General features: G+C 59.6%; 24 protein-coding genes and 1 riboswitch. Of the genes, 14 read left to right on the top strand and 10 right to left on the bottom strand.

Annotation, left to right across the window (positions count from 1 at the left end; all coding sequences use genetic code 11):
* Positions 1–36: 36 nt before the first annotated feature.
* On the bottom strand, positions 37–273 hold the full coding sequence (locus ACWJJK_RS00195) for a hypothetical protein (RefSeq protein WP_077728179.1): 237 nt from the start codon (positions 271–273) through the stop codon (positions 37–39).
* Between the two features lie 515 nt (positions 274–788).
* Here ACWJJK_RS00195 and ACWJJK_RS00190 point away from each other — a divergent pair.
* Positions 789–2,009: a PilT/PilU family type 4a pilus ATPase gene (locus ACWJJK_RS00190; protein ID WP_156879948.1), complete on the top strand. Its 1,221-nt coding sequence runs from the start codon at positions 789–791 to the stop codon at positions 2,007–2,009.
* 729 nt (positions 2,010–2,738) lie between these two features.
* Here the strand turns inward: ACWJJK_RS00190 and ACWJJK_RS00185 are convergent.
* Positions 2,739–2,885, bottom strand: coding sequence for a hypothetical protein (locus tag ACWJJK_RS00185; protein ID WP_454129066.1), 147 nt, complete (start codon positions 2,883–2,885; stop codon positions 2,739–2,741).
* On the opposite strand from ACWJJK_RS00185, the gene ACWJJK_RS00180 reads away from it, so the two are divergent.
* Positions 2,838–3,455, top strand: a complete 618-nt coding sequence (locus tag ACWJJK_RS00180) for an FRG domain-containing protein (RefSeq protein WP_454129063.1) — start codon at positions 2,838–2,840, stop codon at positions 3,453–3,455. The genes ACWJJK_RS00185 and ACWJJK_RS00180 overlap by 48 nt on opposite strands.
* 257 nt (positions 3,456–3,712) lie before the next feature.
* On the opposite strand, the gene ACWJJK_RS00175 is transcribed toward ACWJJK_RS00180, so the two are convergent.
* A complete protein-coding gene (locus ACWJJK_RS00175; RefSeq protein ID WP_156879946.1) occupies positions 3,713–3,877 on the bottom strand; it encodes a class I SAM-dependent methyltransferase in 165 nt (54 codons plus the stop codon).
* Positions 3,878–4,091: 214 nt separating this feature from the next.
* Here ACWJJK_RS00175 and ACWJJK_RS00170 point away from each other — a divergent pair, with 214 nt between their 5' ends.
* Positions 4,092–4,370 carry a type II toxin-antitoxin system RelE/ParE family toxin gene (locus ACWJJK_RS00170; protein ID WP_156879945.1) on the top strand — a complete coding sequence of 93 codons (279 nt, stop codon included), beginning with the start codon at positions 4,092–4,094 and terminating at the stop codon, positions 4,368–4,370.
* A 10-nt stretch (positions 4,371–4,380) separates the two neighbouring features.
* The gene (locus ACWJJK_RS00165) at positions 4,381–4,686 is read left to right on the top strand and encodes a HigA family addiction module antitoxin (RefSeq protein WP_077728184.1); all 306 of its coding nucleotides are present in this window, start codon (positions 4,381–4,383) and stop codon (positions 4,684–4,686) included.
* A 117-nt stretch (positions 4,687–4,803) separates the two neighbouring features.
* Here the strand turns inward: ACWJJK_RS00165 and ACWJJK_RS00160 are convergent, their stop codons facing one another.
* Together ACWJJK_RS00160 and ppa are read right to left on the bottom strand one after the other, a co-directional pair.
* Positions 4,804–5,646 (bottom strand): 23S rRNA (adenine(2030)-N(6))-methyltransferase RlmJ, encoded by an 843-nt coding sequence (locus tag ACWJJK_RS00160; RefSeq protein ID WP_156879944.1) that lies wholly within the window; start codon positions 5,644–5,646, stop codon positions 4,804–4,806.
* Positions 5,647–5,692: 46 nt separating this feature from the next.
* A complete protein-coding gene (gene ppa, locus ACWJJK_RS00155) occupies positions 5,693–6,241 on the bottom strand; it encodes an inorganic diphosphatase (RefSeq protein WP_077728186.1) in 549 nt (182 codons plus the stop codon).
* 166 nt (positions 6,242–6,407) lie between these two features.
* Here ppa and ACWJJK_RS00150 point away from each other — a divergent pair, with 166 nt between their 5' ends.
* From ACWJJK_RS00150 to metF, 4 genes are all read left to right on the top strand, one after another.
* The gene (locus tag ACWJJK_RS00150) at positions 6,408–6,893 is read left to right on the top strand and encodes a hypothetical protein (protein WP_156879943.1); all 486 of its coding nucleotides are present in this window, start codon (positions 6,408–6,410) and stop codon (positions 6,891–6,893) included.
* A 118-nt stretch (positions 6,894–7,011) separates the two neighbouring features.
* The gene (gene metK, locus ACWJJK_RS00145; RefSeq protein WP_086134422.1) at positions 7,012–8,181 is read left to right on the top strand and encodes a methionine adenosyltransferase; all 1,170 of its coding nucleotides are present in this window, start codon (positions 7,012–7,014) and stop codon (positions 8,179–8,181) included.
* Between the two features lie 35 nt (positions 8,182–8,216).
* Positions 8,217–8,293: riboswitch (S-adenosyl-L-homocysteine riboswitch) on the top strand.
* A 71-nt stretch (positions 8,294–8,364) separates the two neighbouring features.
* Positions 8,365–9,783 carry an adenosylhomocysteinase gene (gene ahcY / locus ACWJJK_RS00140; RefSeq protein ID WP_077728189.1) on the top strand — a complete coding sequence of 473 codons (1,419 nt, stop codon included), beginning with the start codon at positions 8,365–8,367 and terminating at the stop codon, positions 9,781–9,783.
* Positions 9,784–9,896: 113 nt separating this feature from the next.
* Positions 9,897–10,754 (top strand): methylenetetrahydrofolate reductase [NAD(P)H], encoded by an 858-nt coding sequence (metF, locus tag ACWJJK_RS00135; RefSeq protein ID WP_077728190.1) that lies wholly within the window; start codon positions 9,897–9,899, stop codon positions 10,752–10,754.
* A 3-nt stretch (positions 10,755–10,757) separates the two neighbouring features.
* On the opposite strand, the gene ACWJJK_RS00130 is transcribed toward metF, so the two are convergent.
* Entirely contained in the window at positions 10,758–11,300 is a 543-nt protein-coding gene (locus tag ACWJJK_RS00130; RefSeq protein ID WP_077728191.1) for a Uma2 family endonuclease, read from the bottom strand.
* Between the two features lie 75 nt (positions 11,301–11,375).
* Between ACWJJK_RS00130 and ACWJJK_RS00125 the strand changes: the two genes are divergently transcribed.
* Entirely contained in the window at positions 11,376–12,722 is a 1,347-nt protein-coding gene (locus tag ACWJJK_RS00125; RefSeq protein ID WP_347257683.1) for an adenosylmethionine--8-amino-7-oxononanoate transaminase, read from the top strand.
* Between the two features lie 2 nt (positions 12,723–12,724).
* Positions 12,725–13,453, top strand: a complete 729-nt coding sequence (locus ACWJJK_RS00120; RefSeq protein WP_454128527.1) for a 16S rRNA (uracil(1498)-N(3))-methyltransferase — start codon at positions 12,725–12,727, stop codon at positions 13,451–13,453.
* A 143-nt stretch (positions 13,454–13,596) separates the two neighbouring features.
* Here the strand turns inward: ACWJJK_RS00120 and norR (ACWJJK_RS00115) are convergent, their stop codons facing one another.
* Complete coding sequence (gene norR / locus ACWJJK_RS00115) at positions 13,597–15,147, bottom strand: nitric oxide reductase transcriptional regulator NorR (RefSeq protein WP_077728194.1); 1,551 nt, start codon at positions 15,145–15,147, stop codon at positions 13,597–13,599.
* 506 nt (positions 15,148–15,653) lie between these two features.
* Here norR (ACWJJK_RS00115) and ACWJJK_RS00110 point away from each other — a divergent pair.
* Both ACWJJK_RS00110 and ACWJJK_RS00105 read left to right on the top strand, forming a co-directional pair.
* On the top strand, positions 15,654–17,228 hold the full coding sequence (locus ACWJJK_RS00110) for an efflux transporter outer membrane subunit (protein ID WP_156879939.1): 1,575 nt from the start codon (positions 15,654–15,656) through the stop codon (positions 17,226–17,228).
* 350 nt (positions 17,229–17,578) lie between these two features.
* Positions 17,579–17,974 carry a hypothetical protein gene (locus ACWJJK_RS00105; protein WP_077728196.1) on the top strand — a complete coding sequence of 132 codons (396 nt, stop codon included), beginning with the start codon at positions 17,579–17,581 and terminating at the stop codon, positions 17,972–17,974.
* On the opposite strand, the gene norR (ACWJJK_RS00100) is transcribed toward ACWJJK_RS00105, so the two are convergent.
* Positions 17,960–19,525 carry a nitric oxide reductase transcriptional regulator NorR gene (norR, locus tag ACWJJK_RS00100; protein ID WP_454128526.1) on the bottom strand — a complete coding sequence of 522 codons (1,566 nt, stop codon included), beginning with the start codon at positions 19,523–19,525 and terminating at the stop codon, positions 17,960–17,962. The genes ACWJJK_RS00105 and norR (ACWJJK_RS00100) overlap by 15 nt on opposite strands.
* A gap of 146 nt (positions 19,526–19,671) precedes the next feature.
* On the opposite strand from norR (ACWJJK_RS00100), the gene ACWJJK_RS00095 reads away from it, so the two are divergent.
* A complete protein-coding gene (locus tag ACWJJK_RS00095) occupies positions 19,672–20,349 on the top strand; it encodes a hemerythrin domain-containing protein (RefSeq protein WP_454128525.1) in 678 nt (225 codons plus the stop codon).
* Entirely contained in the window at positions 20,342–22,630 is a 2,289-nt protein-coding gene (locus tag ACWJJK_RS00090; RefSeq protein WP_454128524.1) for a nitric-oxide reductase large subunit, read from the top strand. Before ACWJJK_RS00095 ends, ACWJJK_RS00090 begins: the two co-directional genes overlap by 8 nt.
* 172 nt (positions 22,631–22,802) lie before the next feature.
* On the opposite strand, the gene ACWJJK_RS00085 is transcribed toward ACWJJK_RS00090, so the two are convergent.
* Positions 22,803–23,285, bottom strand: a complete 483-nt coding sequence (locus ACWJJK_RS00085; RefSeq protein ID WP_156879934.1) for a YajQ family cyclic di-GMP-binding protein — start codon at positions 23,283–23,285, stop codon at positions 22,803–22,805.
* 42 nt (positions 23,286–23,327) lie between these two features.
* A complete protein-coding gene (gene djlA / locus ACWJJK_RS00080) occupies positions 23,328–24,155 on the bottom strand; it encodes a co-chaperone DjlA (RefSeq protein WP_156879933.1) in 828 nt (275 codons plus the stop codon).
* Between the last annotated feature and the right edge of the window lie 34 nt (positions 24,156–24,189).

The raw sequence follows: 24,189 nt of genomic DNA, 5'->3' as shown, positions 1-24,189 counted from the left end.
CGTTCGTTACAGTCCGCCAAAAGGGTATCGCCTGTCTCAACCCAGGCGCTCGACCAACCGCCAATAGCACCGCATCCGACGATACGTGCAGCGGTCGTCCGGAGCCGCTTTAAACTCGGGATGAGTGAGCAGTCCGTCCAAGCAGGCGGCGATATGCCCGGCTGTCGATGGCGACGGATTTCTCGCATACCGCATCAGCAGAAAACGCAAACTCTCCTCCAGCAAATCGGGTGATGGCGCCGCATCGGCGCATGCGCGGCTTTTGACGGTCATGTATCTCTCCCCGGCGTTTCAACAAATGTGCCGACCCGTATTCAAGCCGGCCGACAGCAACAGGCGTCTGGAAAAATCTTTCGAAGGCAGATCCAGACAGTGGAAATCCTCGGCGTGCCGATTTCCGTTCTCGAGTAGTGCGACCAGCGTGATGGCGGACTTTGCAGCCGCATGCCGTCGGCGGACTGATTGAAAAACCGTACGGTCGACGGAGTTCACGGCACGACTCCCGAAACTAATGAACACGCCACAAATGATAATCGTTCTCATTTCGGTGTCAACCCCCGTATTCCGGTTACGAATTGATTTTTGAAACAAGGCGCGAAGCCGCTTGATTTGTGCGGCTCAGTTCACGGTCGGGCAGGATTCGGTATCTATACTTGGATCACTGGAGTGTCGGCGCCGGACTGCGATACATGAAACGAGGTTCTCGGCGTAACGACAGCGTTTCGATGATGCGGGACGCAAATCCGCGGTCGTTATCAAACTACCCTTTCAGCCGAGGAAGAATGCCTATGAAGTTCAAGAATTACCTCAAGCTCCTGGTCTACAAGGACGGCTCGGATCTTTATCTCACAGCCGGCGCTCCCCCCGCAGCCAAATTTCAGGGGAAGCTGACGCCTGTCGATACCATTGAACTGACCGACGACATGATCAAAGAGACCGCCTATTCGGTCATGGATGAAGGCCAGCGGCGGGATTTCGAGCGGCGTCCGGAAATGAATCTCGCCATCAGCGAGGAAGGCGTGGGGCGTTTTCGCGTGAACATCTTCAAACAGCGCAATGCGCATGCGATGGTGGTGCGGAATATCAAAGTCAACATTCCCAAGGTCGATGATCTGGGTCTGCCGGAAGTCCTCAAAAAGGTCATCATGGAAAAACGGGGACTGATTCTGTTCGTCGGCGCCACCGGTTCCGGCAAATCGACCTCGCTGGCGGCACTGATCGACTATCGCAACAGCAACTCCGCCGGGCACATCATCACCATCGAAGACCCGATCGAATTCATGCACCCCCACAAAAAGTGCCTGGTGAATCAGCGGGAGGTCGGCGTCGATACCCAGACTTACGAAGACGCGCTCAAGAACACGCTCCGGCAGGCGCCCGACGTCATCCTGATCGGCGAAATCCGTTCCCAGGACACGATGGAATACGCCATCAATTTCGCGGAAACCGGCCACCTGTGCCTGTCGACCCTGCACGCCAACAACTCGAACCAGGCGCTCGACCGAATCATCAATTTCTTCCCCGAAGAACGGCGGAATCAGCTGTTATTGGACTTGTCCCTCAACCTGAGGGCTTTCGTCTCGCAGCGCCTGGTGCCGACGGTGGACGGCAAACGCGCGGCGGCCATCGAGATTCTGCTCGGAACGCCCCTGGTCTGCGATTTGATCCGGAAGGGCGAAGTCCACGCGATCAAGGAAGTCATGGAGAAATCCGAAGGTTTGGGCATGCAAACTTTCGACAGCCATTTGGTGAAGCTGTACCAGGCGGGCCGGATTACCGCCGAAGAAGCCATCCGCAATGCGGACTCGGCCAATAACGTCAGATTGAAAATCAGCCTGGGCCAGCAGCGTGCTCCCAAGGACACATCGCCGGAAAATACGGAGTCTCCTCAAGATCAGAGCAGCGAAAAAACCGAGAGCGCTCAAACCGGCGAGTCGCCATTCGGCACGATGAATCTGAGCCTGGAGCCCGTCGGCGACGACAGTGAGGCGGCCGAGGAGTCTCATTGAGTCTTCCTGATCGCGAATCCTGGAAAAGCTTTCAGGCCAGGACACTTCTCGCCGCCCGATGCATCTCCTCGCCACCGCCGACCTAGACTAGACGCGGAGATGTGTGGCGCCGGATTCCCAATGTCGTATCGGATCAAATACCGGCCCGATTTGTAAGCTTTAGTTGACTTGACGGATGTCGCAATAACGATTCACTATCGCGGCGCCTCGGTTCTCCGTATGCCCGAAATCCGCAACCCGGCCTCCCAGAACTACAGTCACAGGCATGGCCTCCCGATCCGGACACCGAAGACGTAATCGATTTGGAATCTAGGGTGTAAGAATGACTTTGGTTAACTCGAACAGCGCGTCGGCTTTAGGATCGCAGTTTTTTATGCACCTTCAAGGCGTAAGTTTTGCGCCTTTTGGAGTGGCTATTTGTAATTAGACCCTTCAAGCACCAGCCGCACCCTTTCGCAACTTCCAGAACTCATGACGAACGCTGTTAATCGAGAGGGACATTCAAACGCAGAGTCACTGCTGTCAGCGCTCGAGCTCCGACTGTGGACGAATTGCAAGTCATGGACGTGTCCATGGGTGTTTCGCGGCCAACGCGATGCATCATGGGACCTTACGCCAAGCGCGTGGCGGAATCCATCTACGGTTCCACTCCAGCGGCTGGCGCGGCTTCGAGTTGAGTTTGAAGAGCGCTTTGGCCTGGGCATCCGAGAGCTGCTTTATCGGAATCCGTTAACGCGCTGCGCTAACGCTGACTTTGTGGTGAAAGCCTATGCGCAGGGCCGAGCGGAGTTCTCGCTCCTGCTTGACTTTGTCACATTCGCCGATGAGTTGGGACATCGGGTTCCCGACGTTGACATCTACCGACGACTCGCTCATCACAACTATCTTCCCGACGTTCAGAGCTATCCCCTTGTCAGGTTTCTGCCGGAGCTGAATGCGGCAGCGGCGTTAGCTCAACATCATGGGGTCCCCACTAGGTCACTAGATTGGACTCGGAACCCTCTGTATGCCGCTTACTTCGCCGCCAGTGAAGTCGAAGTAGCTGACACAAAGGCGCAAATCGCGATTTGGGCAATCCGCCCAGATCTGCTGCTAGAGCTTGGGCGTCACGAGCGCTACAACTCGCAATACACGCGATTCTTGGGGCACACGGTCCCTAATAGCGAGAACCCATATCTTCGGTCGCAACAGGGCTTGTTCATACATCCCGTCTATGGATGCGCGCATATTGCTGCGGCCGGAACGTTTCCAGATTTCCAGACCTTTGCTCTGGACGCGCAGTCGCATTCATCGGAGCCAGTTATCCGAGTACTGACGCTTCCTCATTCTGAGGTCGGCGAGTTGCTACGTTTGCTGTGGCTTAGGGGAGTGTCCAGAGCGCATCTCATGCCGACTATCGACAACGTTACCCATGCACTTAGTTCAAGGTGGAAGTGGACGATGTGAGGAACGAGCCCGCATAGGGCGCATTACCGTTGGCGTAATGCGCCGAATGGAATGTCCCGATGCGGTGGAAGGGTCATCCGGGTGCTCCAATCGCAAACGATCGGTTCGGGAGCGCCGGAGCCGCCCTTCCAATCGCAAACGGCCTGGCCGGGAGCGCCGGCCAGCCCCCTTCCCCGGATGACCGTTTGTGATTGGAATACGGGAGTACCCTATTTCGCCCTACACGGACTGCGGGGCCAATACGTGACCGTGCCGGCTCACTCCTCAACCAGCCACTCCACCCGCCACGCCCCTTGGCCGTCCACCGTCAGTTTCTCCCACAGCCAAGGCAGCAGACTGCGCAGTTCCTCTTCCAGTTTCCAGCCCATGTAGGATGGGTAGAGCGAAGCGAAACCCATCATTCCAGAGTCGTGATACGTCATGGACGTTTTTTATGGATATCAGTCCGCATAGCACGTGTAGGATGCCGTGACGCAGGAACCGCATCGTTCAAATTCGCGATCGATGCGCCTCCTACGTCGGCACATCCTACGCGGGCTCCGGGTAACTGGTGCTCTTATCTTACGAATCTTACGAGATCCAACCCAGCAATAGTGGCGCTTGACAATACTAACGCCTCTCGCCAGCATTGTTATCATGATCGAATCGTTCAAATGCGGCGAAACGGAGGCCCTGTTCAGAGGTGAGCGAGTTCCACGTTTCGTCAATATCGAACGAGTGGCGCTCCGAAAACTGACGCAGCTTGATGTCGCGGGGCGCTTGGAGGACCTGAGAGTCCCTCCCCAAAATCGGCTGGAAGCCTTGAAAGGTGACCGAAAGGATCAGTGGAGCATTCGCATTAACGACCAGTGGCGCGTTTGTTTCCGCTTTGAGAGCGGCAAGGCTTTCGACGTCGAGATAGTCGATTACCATTGAGAGGATACTTATGCGCGATATTGCTCCTGTTTCTCCCGGCGAACTGCTCCTCGAAGAGTTCCTGAATCCGATGGGTATCACCCAGTACAGGTTGGCGAAGGAGATCGGCGTGTCCCAACGCCGCATCGGAGAAATAGTCGCTGGAAAACGCTCCGTTACCGCGGATACCGATCTTCGATTGTGTCGTTTTTTCGGCTTGTCCGATGGTTATTGGCTCCGCGCCCAAGCTCATTACGACACTATGATCGCGCGCGAGACGATGGCCGAAACCCTCGCACATATTCGGCCTTGGGCTGAAACGCACCCGGATTCATAATTCGGTCTGACGCTTCCCTCAACCTGACCGCCCAACAGACCGCGTAGGACGCATTAGCGTTGACGTAATGCGCCGAATGGAACGTCTGCATACGGTGCACGATATTTCGCCCTTGGCTCACTCCTCAACCAACCACTCCACCCGCCACGTCCCTTGGCCGTCCACCGCCAGTTTTTCCCACAGCCAAGGCAGCAGACTGCGCAGTTCCTCTTCCAGTTTCCAGGGCGGGTTGATGATGACCATGCCGCTGCCGTTCAGGCGGAGGGTTTCGTCAGGGTCGAGGATCGAGAATTCCGCGACCAATACCTTGCGGATGCCGGATTTCTTGAAACGGCGTAGAAAATCGTCCGCCGTGGCGCGATCCTGGATCGGATACCAGACTGCAAAAATACCGGTCGCCCAACGCCGATAAGCCTCCTTCACGGCGTCCAGCAGACGCCGCCACTCGTCTTTGAGCTCAAAGGCCGGATCGATCAGCACCAGGCCCCGCCGTTCGGAAGGCGGCAGCAACGCCTTGAGCGCCTGATAGGCGTCGAGATGATGGATCTTGACTTGCTTGTCGCCGGCGAATTCCTCGCCGAGTACCTTGACTTCGTTGGGATGAAGTTCGGAAAGCGCCATCCGATCGCCCGGACGCAGATAGTGCCGGACGATACGCGGCGAGCCGGGATAAAAGCGAAGTTTGCCGTCGGAATTCAAAGCTCGCGCGGCTCCGAGATAGTTCAGGATCGCCTCGGGCGCGTCTTTAACCTCCCACAATGGACCGATGCCGGTTTTGTACTCGCGATTCTTGCGGGCTATCGCCGAGCCGAGATCGTAACGCCCGGCCGCGGCATGGGTGTCCAGATAGAAAAACGGCTTTTCCTTGCGCAGCAGCGAGCGGACTAGCAGGGTCAAAACCAGATGTTTGAATACATCGGCATGATTGCCGGCGTGAAAGCCGTGGCGGTAGCTCAGCATGGATTACGACGTTTGATTGGAGGACGGGCTCTCGGTCGGAGACTGATCAGAAATTCGGCTTTTTCTTGGCCGAGTTGTAACGTTCGATGCTGCTGGTGATTTCCTGCTTCGCTTCCTCGCCGTCGTACCAGCCGTCGATCTTGACCCATTTGCCGGGTTCCAGGTCCTTATAGTGCTCGAAGAAGTGTGCGATTTGGGCGAGCAGACTGTCGGGAATGTCGCGGAAGGAGTTGACCTTGCTGTAAAGCGGGGTCAATTTGTCGTGGGGAACCGCGATAATCTTGCAGTCGCCGCCGGCTTCGTCGGTCATTTTCAATAGACCGATCGGCCGGCAGCGAACCACCGATCCGCTCAATAGTTTCCAGGGAGCGACCACCAGCACGTCCACGGGGTCGCCGTCTTCCGACAAAGTGTGCGGAACGTAACCGTAATTGCAGGGATATTGCATCGCCGTGCCCATGAAGCGGTCGACGAAAAGCGCTCCGGTTTCTTTATCGATCTCATACTTCACCGGATCGCTGTACGCCGGGATTTCGATGACCACGTTGATGTCGTTCGGAACGCTCTTGCCGGAACTGACTTTCATCAAAGACATGGGGTCGGATACTCCTTTAGCTGAGGTAAAACTGCGGGATTATAGCAATGTTTGCTGGTCGGCCGGTTGGTAAGGAACTGTGGACGATATGATGCGACATTCCCGGCAAGATCAGCCATCAAATAGGCTATTTCCTGGATGATGTCTAATTTTTGGGCATAAAACCGTGGACCCTTTGCTTTTTAAGGCTCACCCTTTACTGTATCTTTCAGTCGATCTCGTACTCCGCCCGTCCGCGTACTCGGTCGACGATTTTTCCAGGCTGGTCCTGATTTACCTCATCATCAATCTTCCGTGGATGGCGGCATTGCGGTTCGCGGTGCGACGAACGGTCGGAATCCGCCTGACGCTCCCCCGCGCTTACGGCCTCGCCTTGCCGTCCGCCGTGGTTTACGCACCGCTGATGCTCACGGTGTCGAGCGACATACTGGCGCATGCATTTCGCCTGGAAGAACGGTATATCCTGATTTTTGTAATCGCGGTGGCATCACAGATGCTCGGTGCTCTTTACGGCTTTGGCGTCCGCTTCGATCGGACTGGACGACCGATCGGCATTCGCGCCGGCCTCGTCGTCTCCTTGTTTCTTCTGTTAGCATCGATTCCGTTTAGCTTTCTGCTGCTCGGGCTGAATGCGGTTTTCCGGGTGATTTGAGACTGCGCCGGATGCCCATTGACTTTTGCCGCAAAAATTTGGTCGGTCTATCCCATTACCCTATAATGGCGGGCTTTTAGGCCCGCTCGTAATCACCGTTTTTAAGGAAGGTCATACTGTGAGCAACAACTTTATCTTTACTTCCGAATCCGTTTCCGAAGGCCATCCGGACAAGATCGCCGATCAAGTCTCCGATGCCGTTCTGGACGAAATGCTGAGACAAGACCCGAGGGCCAGAGTGGCCGTCGAAACCTTGGTCAAGACCGGAATGGTGATTTTGGCGGGCGAAGTTACCACATCGGCCTGGGTGGATACCGAGACGCTGGTACGCCAGGTCGTGCGCGAAATCGGCTACGACGATCCGTCGATCGGGTTCGACTGGGAAAGCTGCGCGGTGCTCACGGCCATCGGTAAACAGTCGCCCGACATCGCCATGGGCGTCGACGAATCCGACGACCACGAACAAGGAGCCGGCGATCAGGGCCTGATGTTCGGTTACGCGTCCAACGAGACCGATGTGTTGATGCCGGCTCCCATCACTTACGCCCACCGGCTGGTGCAGCGCCAGGCGGAAGTGAGAAAAAAGAAATTTCTGCCCTGGCTGCGTCCTGACGCCAAGAGCCAGGTGACCTTCCGCTACGAGGACAACAAGCCGGTCGCCATCGATGCCGTGGTTCTGTCCACCCAACACTCACCGGATATCGATCCGAAAATCCTGCGTGAGGCGGTGATGGACGAAATTATCCTCCACGTCCTTCCGAAAGAATGGCTGCACAAGGACACCAAGTACTTCATCAACCCCACCGGCAAGTTCGTCATCGGCGGTCCGGTCGGCGACTGCGGACTGACCGGCCGCAAGATCATCGTCGATTCCTACGGCGGCATGGCACGGCACGGCGGCGGCGCATTCAGCGGCAAGGACCCGTCCAAGGTGGACCGCTCGGCGGCGTACATGGGCCGCTACGTGGCCAAGAACATCGTCGCCGCAGGTTTGGCCGAACGCTGCGAAATTCAGGTGTCCTATGCCATCGGGGTGGCCGAGCCGACCTCCATCAGCGTCAATACTTTCGGCACGGGGGTCATCGCCGAGGAACGCCTGGTGCAGCTGGTGCGCGAGTATTTCGATCTGCGGCCGAAGGGGCTGATCCGCATGCTGGATCTTCTGCAGCCGATTTATCGCCCCACGGCCGCTTACGGACATTTCGGCCGCACCGAGGACACGTTTACCTGGGAGAAGACCGACAAGGCCGAGGCACTGCGCGAAGCGGCCGGCTTATCCGCTCTGTAATGTTTTACCCGGCCGCCGGGTGAGGCGGTGTTGTGCGGGCTGAGGAGCGCTGCGACGGGACATCCGCCAGGCTCGGTCGGCGCAACTGTTATGTCAACGGCGCTCGGTTCATCTCCGCTGGTCGGGACACCTGACCAGTGTTTGTGGCCGGTGGAGAAATTCACGCAATGAGGAGCATGAAACATGAACGCTGTCGCAAATCCTGATTCATCCAACGACTATCGCGTCGCCGATATTTCCCTGGCCGACTGGGGCCGCAAGGAAATCGCCATCGCCGAAACCGAAATGCCGGGCCTGATGGCGGTGCGCGAGGAGTATCGCGCACTGCAACCGCTCAAGGGCGCCCGCGTCGCCGGCAGTCTGCACATGACCATTCAGACCGCCGTATTGATCGAGACCCTGGTGGCTCTGGGCGCGGAAGTGCGCTGGGCGTCCTGCAATATCTTCTCCACCCAGGACCACGCCGCTGCGGGCATCGCCGCCGCCGGCATCCCGGTGTTCGCCTACAAGGGCGAATCCCTGGAAGAATACTGGGAATTCACTCACCGCATCTTCGAGTGGCACGACGGCGGCACGCCGAACATGATTCTCGACGACGGCGGTGACGCGACCCTGCTGATCACGCTGGGTTCTCGCGCCGAAAAGAACCCCTCGCTCCTGGACAAGCCGACGTGCGAAGAGGAAGAGGTACTGTTCGCCGCCATCAAGAAGCGTCTGGCTTCCCAGCCGGGCTGGTATTCGAAAGTGCTCGCCAACATCAAGGGCGTGACCGAGGAAACCACCACCGGCGTACACCGCCTGTACCTGATGGAGCAGGAAGGCCGCTTGCCGTTCCCGGCGATCAACGTCAATGATTCGGTGACCAAGTCCAAGTTCGACAATTTGTACGGCTGCCGCGAATCGCTGGTGGACGGCATCAAGCGCGCCACCGACGTGATGATTGCGGGCAAGATCTGCGTGGTCCTCGGCTACGGCGACGTGGGCAAGGGCTGCGCCCAAGCGTTCCGTGGCCTCGGCGCCACCGTATGGGTCACCGAAATCGATCCGATCTGCGCCTTGCAGGCGGCGATGGAAGGCTACCGCGTGGTCACCATGGACGACGCGTGCGACAAGGGCGACATCTTCGTCACCGCCACCGGCAACGTTGGCGTCATCAGCCATGATCACATGGCAAAGATGAAGAACAACGCCATCGTCTGCAACATCGGCCATTTCGACTCGGAAATCGAGGTCGCGAGTCTCAGGAAGTACACCTGGGAAAACATCAAGCCGCAGGTCGACCACGTCATCTTTCCGGACGGCAAGCGCATCATCCTGCTGGCCGAAGGGCGCTTGGTGAACCTCGGCTGCGCCACGGGTCATCCGAGCTTCGTCATGTCGAACTCGTTCACCAACCAGACCTTGGCCCAGATCGAGCTGTTCTGCCATGGCAACAAGTACCAGAACAAGGTTTATGTGCTGCCGAAACATCTGGACGAGCACGTGGCGCGCCTGCATCTCAAGAAGATCGGCGCACAGCTCACGCAGTTGACGCCGGAACAGGCGGCGTACATCGGCGTACCGGTGGACGGTCCGTACAAACCGGATCATTACCGGTATTGATCCTGCGAGGCAGCAAATAGGGTAGAAAACCGTTTGCCCTACGCTTACCGTTCTGACCACGAAGAAATCCTGCCTTGTGCAGGATTTCTTCTATCTGAGATACGATGACTCCCATGGAATCGCAAAAAAAATATCCGAGAATCTTCAGCCTGGAATTCTTCCCGCCGAAGAATCATGAAGCGGAAGACGCTTTCCGCACGAACCTGGCGAAACTGGCCGCGCTCAAGCCGAAATTCTGTTCTGTGACGTTCGGCGCGGGCGGGACGACGCGGGAGAAGACCTTCGAGACGGTGGTCGAAATCCAGCGGAATACCGGCATCGAGGCGGCTCCTCATATCTCGTGCATCGCGTCCACCAAGACTAGCGTGCGGGAGGTTCTGGAAGCCTATAAAAATCAGGGCATCCGGCATATCGTCGCGCTGCGCGGGGACATGCCCTCCGGCATGCTGTCACCGGGAGAATTCCGTTACGCCAACGAACTGGTGGAATTCATCCGTCGGGAAACAGGCGATCACTTCCACATCGAAGTGGCGGCCTACCCGGAAATGCATCCCCAGGCGGCCAGCATGGAGGCCGATTTGCGCAACTTCAAGCGCAAGGTCGAGGCCGGCGCCGACAGCGCCATTACCCAGTATTTTTACAATCCCGAAGCCTATTTCCGCTTCGTCGACGACTGCGAAAAAATGGGCATCGACATTCCCATCGTGCCCGGCATCATGCCGATCTCCAATTACACGCAACTGGCCCGGTTTTCCGACGCCTGCGGAGCGGATATCCCGCGTTGGATACGGAAACGGCTCGAGGTGTTCGGCGATGACCGCAAATCGATCCGCGCCTTCGGGCTGGAAGTGGTGACCGACCTGTGCCGACGGCTGTTGGAGCAGGGCGCGCCAGGACTGCATTTCTACACGCTGAATCGTGCCGAGGCGGTGTTGGGGATTTGGAGGAATATGGGGATTGCGGCGGATTGAGCCTCACGCCCACAAATCCGCCAGCGAGAAGGTGATAGCGTCGAAGGGCGGAACCTTGACCGGATCGTCGTCCTTGAGCGTCGCGATGAGCAACCAGCCTTCCTCGCGCAACGCGAAGGCTTCCAGGGTATGTACCAGAGGGTCGACCAGCCAGGCGTAGGAAACCCCGTAACGGGCGTACAATGGCAGCTTTCGGGCACGGTCCTTCTGCTCGGTCGAGGGCGAAAGAATTTCGCACACCCAGTCCGGTACCACTTCGAAACGGTGGTCTTCGGGCAGCGTCGGCATCCGTTCCCGCCGCCAGCCGGCGAGATCGGGCACGGCGACTTCGGTGTCACGAACGAAGTGGACTTCCGGTTCCACCAGGATCCACCACCCGCCGGGGTCGCCGTAGCGGAATGGCCCACCGATTTTGCTCTGCAGACCGGACTCCGCCGCGGCGTGGCGCCCGGCGGGGCGGGGCTGGGTATACAGCTCGCCGTCGAGCACTTCGCCCACCAGGTTTTCCGGCAGCGCGAGCAAGCGTTCGTAAGGATTCGGAGTCATCAGAGTATGAGGCCGGCTCACGACTGTATCTCCTATGCGATCAACGCCATTTTCACTTGATTCCTGTATTCGACCATGAACAACCACGACTGGTCCAGCCGCGACCTCGCCGTCCTCTGGCACCCCTGCACTCAGATGAAGGACCACGAAGCCCTGCCGCCGATACCGATCAAGCGCGGGCAGGGGGTGTGGCTGGAAGACTTCGCAGGCAACCGTTATCTCGACGCCATCAGCTCCTGGTGGGTGAATCTGTTCGGCCACGGCCACCCTTACATCAAGGCCGCGCTCAAGGATCAGCTCGAAACGCTGGAACACGTAATCTTGGCCGGATTCACGCACGAACCGGCGGTCCGGCTGGCCGAACGGCTGATCGGCCTTGCGCCGAAAGGACTATCCCGCTGTTTCTATGCCGACAACGGCTCGTCCGCGGTCGAGGTGGCGCTCAAAATGAGCTTCCATTTCTGGCGAAACGCCGGAAAACCGGAGAAGACCCGCTTCATCGCCTTGAGCAACAGCTATCACGGCGAAACCTTGGGCGCCTTGGCCGTCGGCGACGTGGCGCTCTATAAGGAGACCTACGAGCCGCTCTTGCTGAAACCCATCACCGTCGAGAGTCCCGACTGCTATCATCGGGAGCCGGGAGAAACCTGGGCGGATTATTCCCGGCGGAAATTCGCCGAGATGGAACGGACACTCGCGGCTCACGCGGCGGAGGCCTGCGCGGTCATCGTCGAGCCCCTGGTTCAATGCGCGGGCGGCATGCGCATGTACGACCCCGTTTATCTGAAGCTCTTGCGGGAGTCCTGCGACCGCCACGGCGTGCACCTGATCGCCGACGAGATCGCCGTCGGCTTCGGACGTACCGGCACTTTCTTCGCCTGCGAGCAGGCGGATATCCGGCCGGATTTCATGTGTCTGTCTAAAGGGCTGACGGGCGGGTACCTGCCGCTGTCCTGCGTGCTGACCACCGAGGCGGTCTACGCCGCCTTTTACGATGAATATGCCAGGCTCAAGGCATTCCTGCATTCGCACAGCTATACCGGAAACGCTCTCGCTTGCCGAGCAGCGCTGGCGACGCTGGATCTGTTCGAGCGGGAAAACACTTTGGTGGCCAACAAACGGCTGGCACAGGCCATGGCCGAATCCGCGGCGTTCGAGGATCATCCGCACGTCGCCGAAGTCCGCCAGACCGGGATGATTCTGGCCATCGAACTGGTCAGGAACAAGGCCGATCGCGAACCTTACCCCTGGCAGGAACGGCGCGGGCTTCGCGTGTATCGTCACGGGCTGACGAGGGGCGTGTTGTTGCGTCCTCTGGGCAACGTCATCTATTTCATGCCGCCATACGTCATCACCCCCGACCAAATCCGTTTCATGGCGGATGTCGCGGGCGAAGCCATCGATATCGCAACGAAAGATTAGCTATGCGTGTTTCCAGGCTTTATCTTCAGAAAACGCTCGAAGAAGGCGCGGTCCTTCGGCTGGACGAGGAAAGCGCCCACTATCTCCGCACCGTGCTTCGGCTCAAAAAAGGGGCCGACCTGACCGTGTTCAACGGCGACGGGCGCGAATATTCGGCTCGGGTTTCGGCTATAGGACGCGATGAGGTTCACGTGGAAATCGGCGACGGGCGAAACCGCGAAGTCGAATCGCCGCTCACCACTCACCTCGGCCTCGGCATCTCGCGCGGCGAACGCATGGATCTCGCCATCCAGAAAGCGGTGGAGCTCGGAGTGAGCCAAATTACGCCCTTGTTCACCGAACATTGCGTGGTTCGCCTCGACGATACGCGACGCGGAAACCGGCGCCAGCACTGGCAGAGAGTGACGCGCAGCGCCTGCGAGCAATGCGGCCGGAACCGCGTACCCGAGGTCGAGGAACCGATCGAGCTTAAGGATTGGGTGGTAGGACGCGAAGGCTTGCGGCTATTTTTCGACCCGCAAGGCGCGGTCGGACTGAAGAATCTTCCGCCGCCGGGAGGCTTAGTAAGTATCCTTTCGGGACCCGAGGGAGGCTTCGCGGAGAAGGAGCGCACGCTGGCCCGGGAAGCGGGGTTCATCCCGGTTAGGCTGGGACCCCGAATCCTCCGGACCGAAACCGCCGTACTCGCCGCACTGTCGGCGATACAAGCGATTTGGGGCGATTTAGGCTGATGCGGTCGCGCGAGCACATCGTCCTAGAAACGGCAGTTGACCGCTTAGAAGGAATAGAAAAGCCGTATGAATTGTGACCGTCCTACCTGCTACCGATCTCACCGTTTGGGTGAAGCCGCTACGCACCCGATTGCACGGCTGGCCTACTTGATTCCCAGTCGCCTCGCCAGGCGGTACAGATTGCTGCGGTCGAGTCCCAGCCGCCGCGCAGCTTCCGACCAGTTTTGAGAGGAGCGGTCCAAAGCGGCGCGTATCTCCTGCCGCTGAAGGTCCGCTACTGCTTCCGCCAGAGACCGCGACGTGCCGCTGGCCGACTCGACCTCTGGCACTCGCTTTGGCGCCGACATGCCCCCAATCGCGAGATCTTCGACCTGGAGCATCACCGAACTCCCCCGGCTGGAAGCGCGCAACGCTGCCCGGAGGATCACATGCTCGAGTTCCCGTATGTTTCCCGGCCAGCTATAGCGTGTCAGGGCCTCGACGGCCGAAGACGCCAACTGCACCCGATCAAGGCCCAGGCGCACCCGTGCCTGATCCAGAAAATGCCCCGCCAGCAACGGTATGTCCTCGATCCGCTCCCGGAGCGGAGGTACATGCAAGGGATAGATGCTCAGCCGATGGTAAAGATCGGCTCGGAATCGGCCGGCTTTCACTTCCTCCGCCAAATGACGATTGGTCGCCGCGATGATGCGGACATCGGCCCGATGATTCTTGTCCGATCCCAGGCGCTGAATCTCTCCGAACTGCAATACCCGTAGCAGCTTCGCCTGAATCGAGAGCGGCAGTTCACCGATTTCATCCAGGAACAAGGTACCGCCGTCCGCGAGTTCGAATTTGCCGGACCGGTCGGCGTTCGCGCCGCTAAAAGCACCGCGCACGTGTCCGAACAGTTCGCTTTCCGCCAGAGTCTCCGGAAGCGCCGCACAATTGACATGGACCAGAGGCTGGTCGGCGCGCCGCGAACGCGCGTGGAGAGTGCGGGCCACCACCTCCTTGCCGACACCGGTTTCCCCCGTCAGAAGAACCGTCAGATCGGACCGTGCGACGATATCGATCTCTCGGTTCAGGTCCCGCATGACCGGGCTTTCGCCCAGCATTCGACCACCGCGCAGCAAGGCTTCCCGCACCAGTTCCCGGCTGACCAGCCCGCGATGATTCGCCAAGGCTTCCAGCGCGTTGATGAAGGTTTCGTAGCGCATCGCCACGGCGGCTATCGAGGCGAAAATCTCGAATACCCGGTCTTCGATCCCGTCGAAGGCGCCGGGCGCCAGGGAGTCGACCGTTAATACACCGAATAAGTCATCTTCGGAATACAGGGCGCACCCAACGCAGGAGTGGACCTGCAATCGCCCTCCGGAATCATTGAGCAGCAGCCCGTCGTAAGGGTCCGGCCGCGAATCGTCGGCCGGAAAGCGGACCGGCTTCCGGGAAGCGAGAGCAGCGGCCAGGCGTGGCTGCTCTTCGGGCCGGAACTGCCGGCCCATGACTTCGGCGTTAAGTCCTTGGGAGGCGGTAGGCACCAGGACATCGCCCTGACAGCGCAACAAGGCACAGGCATCGTTCCCAACCACCCGGCTCAACGCGGCGAGGAGCCGGGTATATCTCTCTCTCGACGGCAGGCACGCGGTCAAATCCAGGACAGTGTCGAGCAGAGCGTTCTGCGAATCGCCAAACGTATCGAGTAAAAATGACATCGTTCTTAATCAAATCATTTTGTGTGGCGAAATGACAACGATGAGTCGGTCAGTCTTTCTCGTACGATTTGTTTGTAGCTCAGTAACTTATCTGATGACTGACGAGTGCATGTAGTCAAAATGACTGTATCTGACAATTTTGCTCAGAATTGCGTTTGAAAGTTTCTCATTTAGTTCAGTTAGTTACAAATTGGCACTGATCCTGCCACTGTCTAGCCGACAGGACCGGCCGAAACGGTGCCTAGGGTTCGCCGCCTGCAGCCTAATGCCTGGCGTTCCCGAGAAGCCCCCCGTCATCCGGAATGCTTCACCATCGGCAGCAACCCGTGTGAATCCGTCAGGTACTCACGGCCGGTCTCGTCCAATCGGTCATCGCCGACTTTTCCGAATGCGTGTCGAACGACCCTGCGCAAACGCCAGCTTCAGGTGACCAATGAACAGGCCCGGTGCCGCGAGCAATTTCGGCAAACCGGGGCGCCGATAAAAGTTTACTGCGAGGACAGTGGATGCTAGTGATTTTCTCAGGGCGCCTGCATAGCTGGCGCTTCAACTTGTCCACTCCCGCGTTTGCTAGAGGTCGAAGCCTTTGGGCCGGGCTCGCCGTCGGATGCGTACTCCTTGCCGCAGGGTGTGCCTGGATTCCGCCCGGCGGAAAGCGCGCGGAGTTCATGCCCGCCCCCGACATGGCGCATGGATTATCCGAAGCCCGCGAGAAGGAGCCCCTGACGCCGAGGAGAGCATGGCCCGAAGACCGATGGTGGCGGCAGTTCGATAGTCCCGAACTGAATCGTCTCATGGCGGTGGCACTCAAGGACAATCCCGGCCTCAAGGCAGCGGCGGCGAGGCTGCGCCAGGCGCAGGCCATGGCCCGAGTGGAAGGCGCGAGACTTTTGCCTTTCCTGGACGCGGACGTGGAGTTCGCCAACGAACGGATTTCGGAGAACGGCGTATTCGCCGCGCTCAATCGCGAAGAGGCGGCAGGCGCGAACGTCATTTTCGCCAGCATCAACCCCGTAAGTCTCCGCTACGAATTCGATTTCTGGGGAAAGAATCGAGCGGCGCTGGAAGCGGCGCTGGGCGAGGCGGAAGCGACCGCGGCCGAACAGGCGGAAGTCCGTCTGCAGTTGACGACCGCCATCGCCCGAGCCTACTTCCGCGGAGCGGCGCTCAAGCGGCAGCTCGATCTGGCCCGGGAAATGGTGGAGCTGCGTCATGAGCTGCTCGAGCTCGCCGATACCCGCTTCGAAAGCGGCCTCACGTCTGCCAGCTCGGTGAAGCGGGCGAACATCGCCCTGGAAACGGCCCAAAAACGAGAAGCCGGTACCGAGGATCAATTGGACGTGCAGCGGAATCTACTGGCCCGGCTGATGGGTACCAGCCCGGACGAAACCCGCCAACTGTTCGCCAATCCGGTGACCATCCCGGAAAGAATTCCGCTGCCCACCCGGCTTCCCATAGGCCTGCTCGCGCATCGGCCGGACCTGGCTGCCGCCCTCCATCGGACCGAGGCGGCGGCGCACAGGATCAAAGAGGCCAAGGCGCGCTTTCTGCCCACGGTCGATCTCACCGCTTTCGTCGGCGTGAATGCCCTGAGGCTCACCACCAAAGGGGCGAGCTCCCTGGCCAACGTTCTGTTCTCGGGTTCGAGTTTCGCTTACGGGATCGCGCCGGGGCTCAGGCTGCCCTGGTTCGAGGGCGGACGCCTGCGTGGCGAGCTGTCGGCGCAGCGGGCAGAGTACGACGGAGCGGTCGAGCTCTACAACGACACCTTGGTGCAGGCGATACAAGAGGTCGCAGACAGCCTGAGCAGCTGGCGCGAGACGCGCAACATATTGGAGGCGCACCTGCGTCTCCTGGTTTCACAGCGGGAAGATCTCGACCTCGCGCAGACGCGCCTCCAAGCCGGACTGGACGACCGCCGCACGGTACTCCAGAGCCGGCACGCGGTTCTGAATCAGGAATATGTGCTGAAGAGCCTGGAGACCAACCAACTCGTGGCCATGACCGATCTGATCGAAGCCCTGGGCGGGGGATATACGAACAACGCCGACATCACGCGCCCCCAATCGATCGCCGACTGAGAGCGCGCCGGCAGAAACGAGAACCAAGCGCCGACGCTGTCCTGTTGAGCAACGCAACAAGCAGAGGCAATCACCATGGCCGATCTGGTACCGAAAAATGATTCGTTAGAGGCGAACCGTGCCGCGCCCAGGCTCTCCGCTACGGAGCAACCGTCTCCGGAACGGCTCGGCCGAGCCGCGCCGAATCGGGACGGCAACCTGCAATCGAGTGATGTATGGCTATCACGGACTCCTCTAATGCTATCCCCCAATAAAACCGTCAACCGTTTGGCAATCTCCGCGAGCCATCGTCGCTCGGAGATGCGCGCCGGGAATGCTGACGGAAGCATCTCGATCCACCCGAGGTAAGCATGGGAAAAGAAATTCAGATCAGAAGTCTGATCACCCTGGTTCTGTTGGTCATCGCGTTTCAGGGCGATGCTGTTTTTGCCTTCCTATTGGAAGGACTTCATCTTTTCGTGGAGGTCGTGGAGCTCGCGTCCGAACACCTGCTGGAAACACACTTCGGGCTATCTACCCGAAGCGCGCAAATGGTCACCGCCTGGTTTGGCCTGGTGGTTTTTCTGGGTCTATCGCCCTTCATCGTCAGAAAGATCACGGCGATCCTCGGCGGGATTGTCGCGGCTGCCAAGGCGTGGTGGCTGAAAGAACTCGTCACCGCGCGGCAGTGGGCCGACAAGGTTCGCCCGAGGTATTGGGTGATCGCCGGCGCCATTCTGCTCGCGACGTTCTCATTTTTCTCTTAGCCCCGTTCGTACGTCGTCCGGCTTTAAACCTAGCCGCCTCGCGAGCTTGTGCAGATTGCTCGGGTCCACGTCCAGCTGGCGCGCGGCCTTGGCCCAGTTTCCGCCGCACAAGCGAAGCGCGTGCTGTATGCAGCGGCGTTGGCTTTCCTCAACCGCCGTACGCAGCGTGAAAACCACCGCCGGTTCGTGAACCGAAGCCGTGGAGTCCACATTGGGACCAGGTTCGAACTGATCGAGGTCGAGATCGAGCAAATCGACGGGCAGGGTGACGATATCGTTTCGATCGACGCCACGACTCATGATCTTCAAGGCGGCACGGCTGATCGCATGCTCCAGTTCGCGCACATTGCCCGGCCAGCGATATTGCCTGAGAGCAGTTTCCGCTTCCGGAGCGAGCCGCAGGCTGCGCAAGCCCAGCCGTGCGCGATTGAGTTCGAGAAAGCGGCCCGCCAATAGCAGCACGTCGTTGTCGCGCTCGCGCAGGGGCGGTATGTGCACCGGATAAACCGAGAGACGGTGATAAAGGTCCGCCCTGAAAGCCCCGTCACGTACTTGGTCGCGCAGCTTGCGATTGGTCGCGGCGATCACCCGGACGTTCACGTGCCGAGGCTGGTCCTCGCCGAGGCGCTGAACCTCGCCGTTCTGCAGGGTGCGCAAGAGCTTGGCCTGAACCGCGAGCGGCAATTCGCCGACCTCGTCGAGAAACAGCGTGCCGTTCTCGGCGGCCTCGAAGCGGCCCGGCCGTTCGACCGCCGCCCCCGAGAACGCACCCTTGGCATGGCCGAACAGCTCGCTCTCGGCCAGCGATTCGGGCAAGGCCGCACAGTTGACGTGAACCAGAGGTCCGGCAAGGCGGCGCGACAGGCGGTGCAGCCTACGCGCGAACAATTCCTTGCCCACGCCGGTCTCGCCCAACAACAGCACCGGGAGTTCGGAATCGGCCACCACATCGAGTTCCCGCAGCAATTGCGTGATGGCCTGGCTCTGACCGACGATCTCGCCGTCGTCCTCCAACGGCGATGCGGCGAGCGATCCCTTTTCCTGAGCAAGCCGCAACTTACGGATTTCGGCTTCCAACCGGGTCACCCGTATGGAGGCTTCGATCAATGCCTTATATTGGCGCAGGCAATCCCGCGCCATGTCGTCGAACACCCCGACCTGCAGGGCATCCAGCGTGACCGCGCCCCACGGCTGATCTTCCACGAACAGACTGATGCCCATGCAGTCATGCACCGGCAGAGGCTCGCCGACATGCGTCTCGATCAGCCCGTCGTAAGGGTCGGGCAGCGTGCTGTCGTGATCGAAGCACGTGAGATCGCGGCGCGAAAGAATGGCGGCAAGGCGTGGATGCTCGCTCATCGCAAAACGCCTGCCCAAGGCATCGCGCACCAGGCCGTCGACGGCGACCGGACGCAAATGAGCCTCCTCCAAACGCAATAACGCCACCGCCCCGCAGCGAAACTGAGCCCGCAAGGCGGTTACCAGTCTTTGCAAGCGCACGGCCTGCGGCAAGTCGGCCGCCAGGTCGGCGATCAGCATGGTTTCAATCATGGTTGTTTCTACCGTATATGGTAAGAAGAACCATATCACATCGCGGTAAAAATTACCGTTTCTTATCTAAGTATATGAGTCTATTGCAAACTTCATGTGGCCTGCAGCTTGCTAAGGGAATATCGAGATTCTTAGTGGAGCCGATCATGAACACACTCGACCAACCTCCGGGCAGTCTCGCCGGAGCTACGCGGATCTTTCAACAATACGCACCGAAATTCCGTCGCCCCGACGGACAGAGTCTCCGCGAAGCGGCCCGGGCCAAAGGGCGGCGGGCACAGGAGGTCGATGACGAGTTCGAGAGGAACGCGAGCCAGCGGACTTCGAGGGCCGGCACATGGGAGGATGCGCCCCCGTCGGAACTCATCGTGCATATTCTGGAACGCTTTCACCAACGGCACCGCCAGCAACTGCCGGAACTGATCCGCCTGGCGCGCAAGGTCGAACAGGTACACGGCGAGCATCACGCCAGCCCGCGCGGGCTGGCGGACTCCCTCGATAGCCTGCGGCAGGAACTTGAAAATCACATGCAAACGGAGGAGCAGGTGCTGTTCCCGCTCATGGCTCGGGGCGAAGGAACCTCCGCGCGCACGCTGATTCTGGTCATGCGCATGGAAGATCGCCATCACGGCGAAGCGCTCGAGCGCCTCAACGAACTCACCGGCGGCCTCACTCTCCCTCCCGCCGCCTGCAACACTTGGCGTGCGCTGTATCTGGGGCTGGCGGCGCTATGCGTGGACCTGATGGAGCACGTCTATCTGGAGGACAAGGTCCTCTTCCAAACCGCGACACCCATACAAAAAACGGAGGCCTCTCATGGGTAATTACCGCAAACTCTGGTTTACGCTGATCGGCGTACTGGCCGTGACCTTCACCTTGCTCGGATATTACGGCGCCGAGATCTATCGCAGCGCGCCGCCGGTTCCTCAGCGCATCATCACGGACGAAGGTCGAACGCTTTACACACAGGAGCGCATTCTCGACGGACAGACCGCCTGGCAGTCCGTAGGCGGTATGCAGCTGGGCTCGATCTGGGGGCATGGCGCTTATCAGGCGCCGGACTGGACCGCCGACTGGCTGCACCGGGAGCTGTCGAATTGGCTGGAACTGGCCGCACGAGCAGAATACGGCATGAGCTTCGACGCTCTCGACGGGGAACGCCAGGCGATACTGACGGCGCGCCTGAAGCATGAATATCGGCACAATACCTTCGATGAAGCGACCGGCACCGCGACGGTCTCGGTGCAGCGAGCCGAAGCGATCGCACGGACTGCCGCTTATTACGACCGGCTGTTCGGCGATGCGCCCGAGCTACGGAGCACCCGCGAAAGCTACGCCATGAAAGAGGCCACGCTGCCGAGCGCCGAACGGCGTGGCGACCTCTCGGCCTTTTTCTTCTGGACCGCCTGGGCCGCCGCGACCGAGCGCCCCGGTTCCAGCGCCACCTATACCAACAACTGGCCGCACGAACCGCTGATCGGCAACCGGCCCACCGGCGAGAACATCGTGTGGTCGATCGCCAGCGTTGCCTTCATGATCGCCGGCGTCGGCTTCCTGATCTGGGGCTGGGCGTTCCTGCGGAAGCACGATGGAAGCGACCCGAAAGCCCCGGCGCGCGATCCCCTGTCCCTGATCGCGCTCACGCCCTCGCAACGGGCCGTGGGGAAATATCTGTTCCTGGTGGTCGCGCTGTTCTCCTTCCAGGTCCTCTTGGGCGGCCTCACCGCGCATTACACGGTGGAAGGGCAAGAGTTCTACGGACTCGATATTTCGAGATGGCTGCCTTATTCATTGGCGCGCACCTGGCATATCCAGAGCGCCTTGTTCTGGATCGCCACGGGCTTCTTGGCAGCCGGCCTGTTTCTCGCGCCGCTCATCAACGGCGGAAAGGACCCGGCCTATCAGAAGATAGGCGTGGACATCCTGTTCTGGGCGCTGGTGGTTGTAGTGCTCGGTTCTTTCATCGGCAACTACCTGGCGATCGCGCAAATCATGCCGAAAGAGCTCAACTTCTGGCTCGGCCATCAAGGGTTCGAGTACGTGGATCTCGGCCGGCTGTGGCAGATCGGCAAGTTTGCCGGCGTCGCCTTCTGGCTGGTGCTGATGCTGCGCGGCATCGTGCCGGCATTCAAACGGGCGGGCGACAAAAACCTGCTGGTCCTGTTCACCGCCTCGGTCGTGGCCATCGGCCTCTTTTACAGCGCCGGGTTTTTCTACGGCGAGCGGACGCACCTGTCGGTGATGGAGTACTGGCGCTGGTGGGTAGTGCATCTTTGGGTCGAAGGTTTCTTCGAAGTGTTCGCCACCACGGCGCTGGCCTTCGTCTTCTCCACGCTTGGCCTCGTTTCCGTGCGCATGGCGACGACCGCCAGCCTGGCCTCGGCCTCGCTGTTCATGCTCGGCGGCGTGCCCGGCACGTTTCATCACCTCTATTTCTCCGGCACGACCACGCCGATCATGGCCGTGGGCGCGAGTTTCAGCGCGCTCGAAGTGGTTCCGCTGGTGGTGCTCGGCCATGAAGCCTGGGAAAACTGGCGTCTCAAGGATCGCGCGACGTGGATGACGCATCTGAAATGGCCGCTGATGTGTTTCATCGCCGTGGCCTTCTGGAACATGCTGGGTGCGGGCGTATTCGGCTTCATGATCAATCCGCCGATTTCGCTCTACTATGTGCAAGGGCTCAACACCACGCCGGTGCACGCCCATGCCGCGCTGTTCGGCGTGTACGGCTTCCTGGCGCTGGGCTTTACCCTGCTGGTGCTGCGCTATGTGCGTCCGGAATTGGTGTTCAGCGAGCGGCTGATGAAGACGGGCTTCTGGTGGCTCAATGCAGGGCTGGTGCTGATGATCGCCACCAGTCTCTTACCTATCGGACTGTTCCAATTCCATGCCAGCGTCAGCCAGGGCCTGTGGTATGCGCGCAGCGAAGCCTTTCTGCAACAACCCGTCCTCGAGACGCTGCGCTGGGTGCGCACGTTTGGCGATGTCGTCTTCATCGTTGGCGCGTTGTCGATCGCATGGCAAGTCGTCAGCGGCTTGTTGCAGCGATCGAGTCAGCTATCGCCGCAGGATGAAGAGCCCGCGTTCGCAACGGAACGAAACTGATCCCAAAAGGATTGCCGAAAGCCGCCTGCCGACGAAACGCGTCGGAAGGCGGCCTTGCTGGTCGGTAACAACCGCAGATTCACTCGCACACATATCAGAATTGGGCACGACCGCACCTGGCATACAAGCGCTGAATACTGCGGGAGCGGTCCCCGTGCCACGCCGAAACCGCTCAATCCCGGAAATTGACGTACTGCAACGGCAACTCCAGCTTGGCCTCGCGCAGCAATGCGATGACATCTTGCAGATCGTCTCTCTTCTTGCCCGTCACCCGGACCTGTTCGCCCTGAATCGCGGCCTGCACTTTCAGTTTGCTGTCCTTGATCAGCTTGACGATAGTCTTGGCCAGCGTCGAATCGATCCCTTGGCGCAAGGTCACGGTCTGACGCGCCTCCTTGCCGGAAACCAGAGGCGGATCGATTTTGAGACAGGCGATGTCGACCCCGCGCTTGGCCAACTTGGTGTGCAGGATGTCCATCATTTGCTGAAGCTGAAATTCGGTCTGCGCGTGCAGGGTCACGACGGCTTCCGCGAGATCGTAACGGGCGTCGGAACCCTTGAAATCGAAGCGTGTGCCGACTTCGCGGTTGGCCTGGTCGACCGCATTGCTCACTTCGTGCAGATTGACTTCCGATACGATGTCGAAAGATGGCATGACGTGTCCTCTCAGAACGTGTTTGAAAAGTGCCGCGAGCGCTCAGAACTTGCGTGCCTTGGCGATAACGTCATAAGCGCTCCTGATTTGCTGGGTTTTTTCGGTGGCTAGTTTGACCATTTCCTCGGGCAAGCCGTTGGCGACCAATTTGTCGGGATGGTGCTGGCTCATCAGCCTCCGGTAAGCACGCCTGATTTCTTGGTCGCTGGCCGACGGGGTGATGCCCAGAACGGCATAGGCATCGGCGGCCGACGGTCGGCGCGCGCCCGCGGCTCGTTCTCGGCGCCACTGAGAGTACTGGCTCCCCGTGCGGGCAAAGCGCAGTTCCGCTTCCATGCGGGCCTTGATGGCATGAAACTCGAAGCGGGAAAACTGAAGCCGGTCGCAGATTCGGAGCAGCAGCTGTTCCTCCGCTGAATGAAGGACGCCATCGGCATAGGCCGCCTCCAGCTGCAACTCGATAAACAGGCGCAGCAGCGAAGATCGGCGGCGACACTCGCTTCGAAATTGATCCAAAGTGTCATCCAGCGGGAAATCGGCGCGCTTACCTTCGTTAAACAGCCGGATGGCCGTTTTGCGCATGTCCTCCGAAAGCCCCATCCTATCCATGATGGCCCGGGTGGATTTGATTTCGGCTTCCGACACCCGTCCGTCGGCTTTGGCGATGTGCCCCACCACCGAAAAGGTGACGGTGAAAAAGACCATCTGCACGCGACTCTGCGTACCGGGAACGAAATCCGTTTGCAGCAGACCGACATTGCCCATGACCCGGTCGAACTGGTGCCCCAGGGCAGCGCCCAGAATAGCGAATAACGGTCCACCCATGAACAAACCGAACGTCCCGCCGACGACCTTGCCGAGCCAAGTCATGATTGAAAGGGTCTTTTATTCTTGCAGTGAAAGC

Source organism: Methylocaldum gracile (assembly GCF_053646815.1).
Note: the sequence above shows the minus strand (reverse complement) of the source record. Positions and strands in the feature narration are given on the sequence as shown.

Coding starts and splice junctions, on each gene's coding strand:
- ACWJJK_RS00195 (WP_077728179.1), bottom strand. CDS start 273: ATGACCGTCAAAAGCCGCGCATGCGCCGATGCGGCGCCATCACCCGAT.
- ACWJJK_RS00190 (WP_156879948.1), top strand. CDS start 789: ATGAAGTTCAAGAATTACCTCAAGCTCCTGGTCTACAAGGACGGCTCG.
- ACWJJK_RS00185 (WP_454129066.1), bottom strand. CDS start 2,885: ATGAGCGAGTCGTCGGTAGATGTCAACGTCGGGAACCCGATGTCCCAA.
- ACWJJK_RS00175 (WP_156879946.1), bottom strand. CDS start 3,877: ATGACGTATCACGACTCTGGAATGATGGGTTTCGCTTCGCTCTACCCA.
- ACWJJK_RS00170 (WP_156879945.1), top strand. CDS start 4,092: ATGATCGAATCGTTCAAATGCGGCGAAACGGAGGCCCTGTTCAGAGGT.
- ACWJJK_RS00165 (WP_077728184.1), top strand. CDS start 4,381: ATGCGCGATATTGCTCCTGTTTCTCCCGGCGAACTGCTCCTCGAAGAG.
- ACWJJK_RS00160 (WP_156879944.1), bottom strand. CDS start 5,646: ATGCTGAGCTACCGCCACGGCTTTCACGCCGGCAATCATGCCGATGTA.
- ppa (WP_077728186.1), bottom strand. CDS start 6,241: ATGTCTTTGATGAAAGTCAGTTCCGGCAAGAGCGTTCCGAACGACATC.
- ahcY (WP_077728189.1), top strand. CDS start 8,365: ATGAACGCTGTCGCAAATCCTGATTCATCCAACGACTATCGCGTCGCC.
- metF (WP_077728190.1), top strand. CDS start 9,897: ATGGAATCGCAAAAAAAATATCCGAGAATCTTCAGCCTGGAATTCTTC.
- ACWJJK_RS00130 (WP_077728191.1), bottom strand. CDS start 11,300: ATGACTCCGAATCCTTACGAACGCTTGCTCGCGCTGCCGGAAAACCTG.
- ACWJJK_RS00125 (WP_347257683.1), top strand. CDS start 11,376: ATGAACAACCACGACTGGTCCAGCCGCGACCTCGCCGTCCTCTGGCAC.
- ACWJJK_RS00120 (WP_454128527.1), top strand. CDS start 12,725: ATGCGTGTTTCCAGGCTTTATCTTCAGAAAACGCTCGAAGAAGGCGCG.
- norR (WP_077728194.1), bottom strand. CDS start 15,147: ATGTCATTTTTACTCGATACGTTTGGCGATTCGCAGAACGCTCTGCTC.
- ACWJJK_RS00110 (WP_156879939.1), top strand. CDS start 15,654: ATGCTAGTGATTTTCTCAGGGCGCCTGCATAGCTGGCGCTTCAACTTG.
- ACWJJK_RS00105 (WP_077728196.1), top strand. CDS start 17,579: ATGGGAAAAGAAATTCAGATCAGAAGTCTGATCACCCTGGTTCTGTTG.
- norR (WP_454128526.1), bottom strand. CDS start 19,525: ATGATTGAAACCATGCTGATCGCCGACCTGGCGGCCGACTTGCCGCAG.
- ACWJJK_RS00095 (WP_454128525.1), top strand. CDS start 19,672: ATGAACACACTCGACCAACCTCCGGGCAGTCTCGCCGGAGCTACGCGG.
- ACWJJK_RS00090 (WP_454128524.1), top strand. CDS start 20,342: ATGGGTAATTACCGCAAACTCTGGTTTACGCTGATCGGCGTACTGGCC.
- ACWJJK_RS00085 (WP_156879934.1), bottom strand. CDS start 23,285: ATGCCATCTTTCGACATCGTATCGGAAGTCAATCTGCACGAAGTGAGC.
- djlA (WP_156879933.1), bottom strand. CDS start 24,155: ATGACTTGGCTCGGCAAGGTCGTCGGCGGGACGTTCGGTTTGTTCATG.